We start from the raw sequence: 7,336 nt of genomic DNA, 5'->3' as shown, positions 1-7,336 counted from the left end.
ATGCCCAAAGCCGGAAACCGAGCCCGCCTCACACCCTCCCGTCGCTGCCCGCCTGAACCGCAACCCATTCCAGGCGGGCAGCCGAGGTCGCGCCCAAAGGCAATGGGACCTCGTTGTCGCCGCCCGCTTGAACCCTGACCGAAATGGGCCGGGGGGCCGCACATCAGCCCACGTTCGCACTCACCCTGTCGTCGCTGCGAGCTTGAACCTCAACCTCATTCGGGCCGGGCAGCCGCAGGCCGACCCGGACCCTGATCTCGCCTGGTTGTCGATGCCGGATTGATCCGCGACCCAGTGCCGCCAGAGAGCGCCGAAGTCCGTCCGGAATCGGAAAGGTCCCCGTGGTCGCTGACTGGTTGAAGTGCAAGTCATCCGAGACCGAAAGGCCGCCAACGCACCACCACGACAAGACGACATCAGACGCTCTCAATCGTCGCGGCCGGGACCGTGATCGGATCGCTGCAGATCGAATTACGGTCCCAGCCGCAGACGGGTTGGGTTGATGGACCTAGCGGGAGGTCAGCCGTCGCATTCGCGGGTGATCTCGGCCCAGGTGCGTTGGGCGTGGCCGATGATTGCTTCACGGTGCGAATCGGTCCACTCGAGTTGGAGCGGGGCCGAGACGCGCAGGCCGGGTCGGGCGGTGTCGAGCCGGATGACCGAGCCGAGGGCTTCGGGCTCGGCTCCGGTGATGATCACGCGCAGGCGCGGCTGCCTGAGCACGGGCTCGAACCGCAGCAGGCGGCTATCGACCCAGGCGGTGGCCCTGAACTGGACCCGGTTCATCCGACCGCCACCTCCCCGAACGCGCGGTGCGCATCGAACGCCCGCTCCCAACGGGCCATGTAGGGGACCGGGGAGGGCTTAGACCGGCTCTGGCGGACTTCGGCGCGCCAGTGCTTTGCGGCCGAACGGATCTCAGCGGCGAGATCGCCGCGACTGGCCTGCTTCCGAGCGGCGATCGCGGCACGACCTGCCCGGGCGCCGTTGACGGCGGCGGCGAGCTGCGCGAACGGGTCCGGCACGCACTCACCCCCCGCATCAGGCACCGGCCCGCCCGGGAAGGCATCGGGCTGCGGCGCACCGGCCGGAACCGGCCCGCGCGGGGGCGTTTGGCCGTTCGATCGCTGCCCAGCCTGGCGCGGCAGCGCCGGTCCGGCCGGGCACGCCGGCGCGCTTGCGCTGCGGCCCTTGAACACTGCGGCCAGCCAGAGGAATGCTCGCAGCAGCACAGCGGCCAGCCAGCGGTGCTGGTCTCCCAGGGTGCGGCGGTCGGACCAATGGGCTGCGGCGAGCGGGGCGGACTTGATCATGAACCGGTCCCACGCGTCTTCGCGGAGTTTCGAGAACCGGTGCGGCGGCGGGTCTTCGGATTCGGAGTCGTCATCGACCGGAGTGTCGCAGGAGCCGCTGATCCAGCCGGGGTCGACGGAGTTGCGGGAGCGAGCCCTGCCCCCCGGGCGCTCGTCGTCGGACCAGAACCGCGAACGCGGCGAATCCTCCTCGGACGGTTCGGGATCGTCAGAGTCGGAGGGAACCGGGCGGCCCCGCCTGCCCCCCGGCGGCGGCCGGTCGGAGCCGCCCCGGTCGGCGCTGCGACTCCCGGACTCGACGAGGCGCGCCGGCGGCCGACCAGGTTCGACGAGCGGTGCCTCCTCCTGCGTGCGTTCGGGACTCGGCGCGGGCTCCGCCTCTCGGGCGGCCGGTCCTTGCTCCCACGGCGGGATGGGGTCGGGGAGTTCGTCGCGGCGGTGGCGGCCGGTACGGGGGTCCGGTCGCCAACCGTCGGAACCGAAGGGGCCGGGGTCGCCCGGGTCGTGGGGCTTGCCGCCGATCTCCCACGTGTCGCCGGGCCGGTGCCGCAGGTGCGGCGGCTCGTAGTGCGGCGAGGCCGGGTCGGAGGCATGCGCGATCAGGTCGCACAGGTCAGGGCGAGTCTGGTACCGGTACGCGCCCGGCGTCATCGGATCGGGTGACCCGTCGGCGAGGAACAGGCGACGGCCCGCCCAGTCGTAGAACCCGTCCACCTGCTCGAGCAGGCCGGGGTTCTCCGGATGCGGATACGAGGCCCGCGCGTTTCTACCTACCGGCTCACCCGGATTTCGGCGTACGCTGACAGAGACCATAGGAGGGCTTCCTTCCTTGGTTGGGAAGGTGGGTCGCCTCCGTGACTACCAATCTTGTTGGCGACCCACCGGTCCGTATTCAGTTGTGCTGAGAACCGCCCACTGGGCGGTTCTTTCACATTGACACACGCGTCCGACCTTTCCCAGTCAGCGACACACCCCCGTGCAAAAGCGTCTAGACGCCACGCCAAAAGGCCCGGATCGAGGGGAGGGAGGCTCCCCCTGATCCGGGCCCTTTGTGCACCTGCCCTGGGGGACAGGATTTCTCGTGTCGAGCAGTGGTCTTGCGTCTTAACCCTTCACTGCCCCGCCGGTCAGACCGGACACGATGTACCGCTGCAGGCTCATGAACACCGCCACCGTCAGCACCGACGTGAGCAGCGTGCCCGCAGCGAAGATCCCGAAGTAGGACGCGGGAGAGTTGTCCGCCGTGAGCGTCTTCAACCCCACCGCGAGTGTCATCTCCGGCCGGTCCGTGAGGAACAGCGACGCCAGGATGAAGTCGTTCATCGTCCCCACGAACGCCAGGATCCCCGAGATCGCGATGATCGGCGCCGCCAGCGGCAGGATCATGCCGAAGAAGATCTGCGCGTGCGTCGCCCCGTCGATCGTCGCGGCCTCGTCGAGCTCCTTCGGAATCGTGTCGAAGAACCCCTTCATCAGCCACGTCGAGACACCCAGCGCCCCACCCATGTACACCAGCATGAGCCCCAGCTTCGTGTTCAGGCCCGCCACCGGATAGAACTCGCCGATCGACCCGAAGATCAGATACAGCGCCACCACGGAGAGGAACGCCGGGAACATCTGGATCAGCAGCAAGAACAGCAGCATCGGCCGCCGCCCCCGGAACCGGAACCGGCTGAACGCGTACGCCGCCAGCGACGAGATGAAGATCGAGATGAACGCCGCCGGGACCGCGATCACCAGCGAGTTGAGGAACCACCGCCCGAACGGCACGTTCGGGTCGGTGAACAGCTTCTCGAAGTTCCCGAACCCGAACGACGTCGGCAGCAGGCTCGTCGAGGAGAGCGTCCCGTTCGGGTTGAACGCCGCCGAGACCACGTACACGATCGGCACGAGCCCGAACACGAGCACCGCGACCGCCACCAGGTGGCGCCACCCGAACTCGCCCACCCACTTCACGAACGGGCTCTTTCCCCTGCGCGGCAACGGGGACGCGCCCTTCACCTCGGGCTTTTCACGCACTTGGGACACCGTCATGAGTACACGTCCTCCTGGTTGCGGGTGAAGCGGAACATGACCGCCGACATGGTGGCGACGATGAGGAAGATGAACACGCTGATGGCGCTGGCGAAGCCGTAGTCGGCGGTGGTGGCGCCGAAGGCCTGGCGGAACGCGTACGTAATGAGGAGGTCGGTGCCGCCGACGGCGTCGCCGGCGCGGAAGGGGCTGCCGCCGGAGAGCAGTTCGATCGCGTTGAAGTTGTTGAAGTTGAACGCGAACGAGGAGATCAGCAGCGGCGTGAGGGCGATGAGCAGCAGCGGCAGGGTGATCTTGCGGAAGGCCGTCACACCTGTCGCGCCGTCGATTCTCGCGGCTTCGAGCGAGTCCGAGGGCAGGGCCTGGAGCGCGCCGAGGCAGATGAGGAACATGTAGGGCCAGCCGAGCCAGGTGTTGGCGATGAGGACCATGGCGCGGGCCGACCAGGTGCCGCCGTACCAGTTGACGCTGAGGTTGAACAGGTCGTTGACGAGCCCGAAGTCGCGGTTGAACATCTGGGCCCAGACCAGCAGCATGGCGAAGGACGGCATGGCGTACGGGAGGATCATCAGCGTCCGGTACACCTTCGTGCCCCTCATGCTGGGCTTGTTGAGGGCCATGGCGGTGCCGAGGCCGATCGCGAAGGTGAGCAGGACCGATCCGGCGGCGAAGAGGATGTTCCAGGTGAAGATGCCGAGGAACGGGCCGCGGATGTCGGGGTCGGTGAGGACGTCGAGGTAGTTGTCGGCGCCGATGTCGACGCGCCAGCCGACGAGGGCGGGTTCGCCGTCCTCGGTGAGGAAGGAGCCTTCCTCGTTGTCGGCGTACCAGACGGTGCCGGTGGCGGCGTCGGCGATGCAGTCGCAGGCTTCGTCGTAGGAGCGGGTGGAGGTGCCTTCGAACGCGGACAGGCCTTGGACTTTGATGCCGGAGTCGTCGCCGGTGGGGACGGCGAGTTCGGCGAGTTCGGCCTGGCGCTCGTTGAGTTCGGCGAGGTCCCACACGGTGTAGCCGGGGGCGGCGGTGACGCGCCCGGAGGCGTCGACGGTGGCGTCGTCGAGCTCGGTGAGGCCCGCTTCGGTGCCGGCCCAGGTGGACCCGTCCCGCTGGTCGGTGAGGAGGAGGGTGAGTTCGCCGGTGGAGGATTCGCCGACGGCGAAGAGGTAGGTGGCGCCGCCGGGGGTCTGCTGGACGCCCGCGGCGATGATCGCCTCGACGGCCTGCTCCTTGTCGACCCGGTGCCCGTCGCCGTAGTTGGAGAAGGAGGTGCCGATGGTGAGGATGACCGGGAGGATCTGGAAGGCGATGAGCAGGAGCGTGCCGGGCACCAGGTATTTGAGCTGGATGGCCCGGCGCTGGAGGTAGACGTAGTAGAGGACGGCCACGACGGCGGCCTCCAGCGCGAGGCCCCACCAGGCCTCGGCGGCGATGAGCGGCAACGCCGCCCAGACGGCCAGCGCGGCGACCACCGCGAGTACCGCGATCTTGATGATCAGGCCCGCGGCGGTGGCGGAGCCGGCCGTCCGGGAACGTTGTTCGAGCACCGTGCGTTCGATCCTTCGCTCGTGGGAGGTGTGCCGGGTCGGTTAGGCGCCGACGGCGTCGCGGATGGTCTGCGCGGCGGTCTTGGCGGCGTCGGCGCCGGAGGAGGCGCCGTCGATGGCGTCGGCCTGGGCGCGGCCGAAGGGCTCCCAGACGGAGTCCATCGCGGAGATGTTCGGCATGGGGACGGCGTTCTCGCCGGCGGCGGCGAAGCCCTGGGCGTCGGCGTTGTCGGTGGTGTAGGCCTCGGCGGCGTCGGTGAGCGCGGGCTGGCGGCCGCCGGCTTCGGCGAGCTTGAGCTGCAGGTCCTCGGTGAGCACGTAGTTGGAGACGAATTCCTGTGCGAAGACGGCGTTCTTGGCCTTGGAGGAGACGTAGAAGCCCTGGACGCCGAGGAACGGCGCGGCGGGGCCCTGGCCTTCGAAGCCGGGGATGGCGGTGACCTCGTAGTTGAGGCCGGCGCCCTGTACGTCGGTGAGGGCCCACGGGCCGGAGATGAGGAACGCGGTCTTGCCTTCGACGAAGAACGGCGTGCAGTTGGTGGCGTCGTAGGTGGTCTTGAGGACGCCCGCGGCGCCGAGTTCGGCGAACTTCTCGAACGCGGCGATGCCGCCGGGGGAGTCGACGCCGACGTCGGTGGGGTCGAGGGTGCCGGTGCCGTCGTCCTTGAAGAGGTAGCCGCCCATGGAGGAGAACAGCGGGTAGGCGTTGTAGGCGTTGCCGTTGACGCTGACCTCCATCATGAGGACTTCGTCGGTGCCCGCGGCCTGGCCGGCGGCGACGAGGTCTTCGAAGGTGGCGGGGGCCTCGGGGGCGAGGTCGGTGTTGCGGATGAGGCCGAGGTTCTCGAGCGCGTAGGGGACGCCGTAGACGTTGCCGTCGACGGTGAAGGCCTTGATCGCGGTCTCGTTGAGCGCGGCCTGCTGGTCGGCGGTGAGGGTGACGGGGGCGACGGCGCCGGCGCCGGCGTACTGGCCGGCCCAGTCGTGCGCGCCCACGACGATGTCGGGGCCCTGGCCCTGCTCGGTGGCGGTGAGGTAGTCCTCGCGGAGGGTCTCCACGTGCTCTTCGACGGTGACCTTGACGCCGACTTCCTGCTCGAAGTTCTTGACGAACTCCTTGAGGACCGGGGTGCGGGTCTCGTCGGCCCAGATCACGAGCTCGCCGGAGAACTCGGGGGTCTCGCCGCCCGCCGAGTCGCCGTCGTCCGAACCGCAGGCCGCTGCCGCGCCGAGGGCGGCGGCGGAGACGGCGGTGATTCCCAGGGTCCTTCTGCGCATGTCTGTTCTCTCCTCGTTGAGGGGCCCCGGGGCGGGGGCCGGTGACCGGGGGCTCGCGCCCCGAACTTCCTCGAACATTAGCAAGATGTTTCAGAAACAGGAAACCCTTGCAACCAAACTGTTGTCAAATTTCAGATAGGCTACGCTGTCATCATGCGGCTTCGACTCTCTGACATCGCCCGGCAGGCCGGGGTCAGTGAGGCAACGGTGTCCCGGGTCCTCAACGACAAACCCGGGGTCGGTCAGCAGACCCGACAGTCCGTCCTCACTGCCCTCGACGTGCTCGGATACGAACGCCCCCCGGCCTTGCGCAAGCACGCCATCGGCCTCATCGGCCTGGTCGTGCCCGAACTGGAGAACCCGATCTTCCCGCTCTACGCGCAGACGATCTCCAATGTGCTCGCCGGATCGGGCTACACCCCGGTCCTGTGCACGCAGACCCCCGGCGGCGTCTCCGAGGACGAGTTCGTCGAGATGCTCCGCGAGCGGGCCGTCGCCGGCATCATCTTCGTGTCGGGCCTGCACGCGGACACGACCGCGAGCACCGAGCGCTACCAGGAGCTCAAGGACAAGCGCCTCCCGGTGGCCTTCGTTACCGGTCACCCCGAGGGGGTCGAAGCGGCTTCCTTCTCCTGCGACGACAACGTGGCCGCCCGCATCGCCGTCGAGCACCTCGCCGGGCTCGGCCACCAGCGCATCGGCCTCGTCTCGGGCCCCGACCGGTACTGGCCGGTGCGCCGCAAGATCTCCGGCTACCGCGCCGCGATGCAGCACGTCGGCCCCGAGCTCATCGAGCTCACCCTCTTCGGCGAGCAGGGCGGCCACGCCGCCGCGTCCCGCCTCATCGACCGCGGCGCCACCGCGGTCGTCTGCGGCTCGGACATGATGGCGCTGGGCGCGATCCGGGCCGCCGAGGAGCGCGGCCTCAACGTCCCGCAGGACTTCTCGGTGGTCGGCTACGACGACTCGCCGCTCATCGCGCACACCAACCCCCCGCTCACGACCGTCCGGCAGCCGGTGCGCGACATCGCGACCGCTGCCGCCCGGGCCCTGCTCGACGAGATCGCCGGGCAGCCCACCCCGTCCTCGGAATACCTGTTCCGACCTGAGCTCGTCGTACGCGGTTCCACCGGTGCGGCGCCTGCAAACGACTGAAAGGCTTGCCCC

General features: G+C 69.0%; 6 protein-coding genes. 1 reads left to right on the top strand and 5 read right to left on the bottom strand.

Annotation, left to right across the window (positions count from 1 at the left end; genetic code table 11):
• Nucleotides 1-519: 519 nt before the first annotated feature.
• The 5 genes from J5V16_RS21370 to J5V16_RS21350 form a co-directional block, all read right to left on the bottom strand.
• Nucleotides 520-786 (bottom strand): hypothetical protein, encoded by a 267-nt coding sequence (locus tag J5V16_RS21370; protein WP_208499005.1) that lies wholly within the window; start codon nt 784-786, stop codon nt 520-522.
• A complete protein-coding gene (locus J5V16_RS21365) occupies nt 783-2,126 on the bottom strand; it encodes a hypothetical protein (RefSeq protein WP_208499004.1) in 1,344 nt (447 codons plus the stop codon). The genes J5V16_RS21370 and J5V16_RS21365 overlap by 4 nt, the downstream gene beginning before the upstream one ends.
• A 291-nt stretch (nt 2,127-2,417) precedes the next feature.
• Nucleotides 2,418-3,347 (bottom strand): sugar ABC transporter permease, encoded by a 930-nt coding sequence (locus tag J5V16_RS21360; RefSeq protein WP_208499003.1) that lies wholly within the window; start codon nt 3,345-3,347, stop codon nt 2,418-2,420.
• Nucleotides 3,344-4,891 (bottom strand): ABC transporter permease subunit, encoded by a 1,548-nt coding sequence (locus tag J5V16_RS21355; protein WP_208499002.1) that lies wholly within the window; start codon nt 4,889-4,891, stop codon nt 3,344-3,346. The genes J5V16_RS21360 and J5V16_RS21355 overlap by 4 nt, the downstream gene beginning before the upstream one ends.
• Before the next feature lie 42 nt (nt 4,892-4,933).
• Nucleotides 4,934-6,169 (bottom strand): sugar ABC transporter substrate-binding protein, encoded by a 1,236-nt coding sequence (locus tag J5V16_RS21350; protein WP_208499001.1) that lies wholly within the window; start codon nt 6,167-6,169, stop codon nt 4,934-4,936.
• A 153-nt stretch (nt 6,170-6,322) separates the two neighbouring features.
• Between J5V16_RS21350 and J5V16_RS21345 the strand changes: the two genes are divergently transcribed.
• Nucleotides 6,323-7,324 carry a LacI family DNA-binding transcriptional regulator gene (locus J5V16_RS21345; RefSeq protein ID WP_208499000.1) on the top strand — a complete coding sequence of 334 codons (1,002 nt, stop codon included), beginning with the start codon at nt 6,323-6,325 and terminating at the stop codon, nt 7,322-7,324.
• The last annotated feature ends 12 nt before the right edge of the window (nt 7,325-7,336 follow it).

Origin of the sequence: Glycomyces niveus, assembly GCF_017592475.1 — a bacterium.
Lineage (GTDB): Bacteria > Actinomycetota > Actinomycetes > Mycobacteriales > Micromonosporaceae > Glycomyces > Glycomyces niveus.
This window is presented reverse-complemented; position numbering and strand designations above follow the sequence as displayed.

Excerpts from the sequence above, each read along its gene's own strand:
- J5V16_RS21370 (WP_208499005.1), bottom strand. The coding sequence starts at position 786 with ATGAACCGGGTCCAGTTCAGGGCCACCGCCTGGGTCGATAGCCGCCTG.
- J5V16_RS21365 (WP_208499004.1), bottom strand. The coding sequence starts at position 2,126 with ATGGTCTCTGTCAGCGTACGCCGAAATCCGGGTGAGCCGGTAGGTAGA.
- J5V16_RS21360 (WP_208499003.1), bottom strand. The coding sequence starts at position 3,347 with ATGACGGTGTCCCAAGTGCGTGAAAAGCCCGAGGTGAAGGGCGCGTCC.
- J5V16_RS21350 (WP_208499001.1), bottom strand. The coding sequence starts at position 6,169 with ATGCGCAGAAGGACCCTGGGAATCACCGCCGTCTCCGCCGCCGCCCTC.
- J5V16_RS21345 (WP_208499000.1), top strand. The coding sequence starts at position 6,323 with ATGCGGCTTCGACTCTCTGACATCGCCCGGCAGGCCGGGGTCAGTGAG.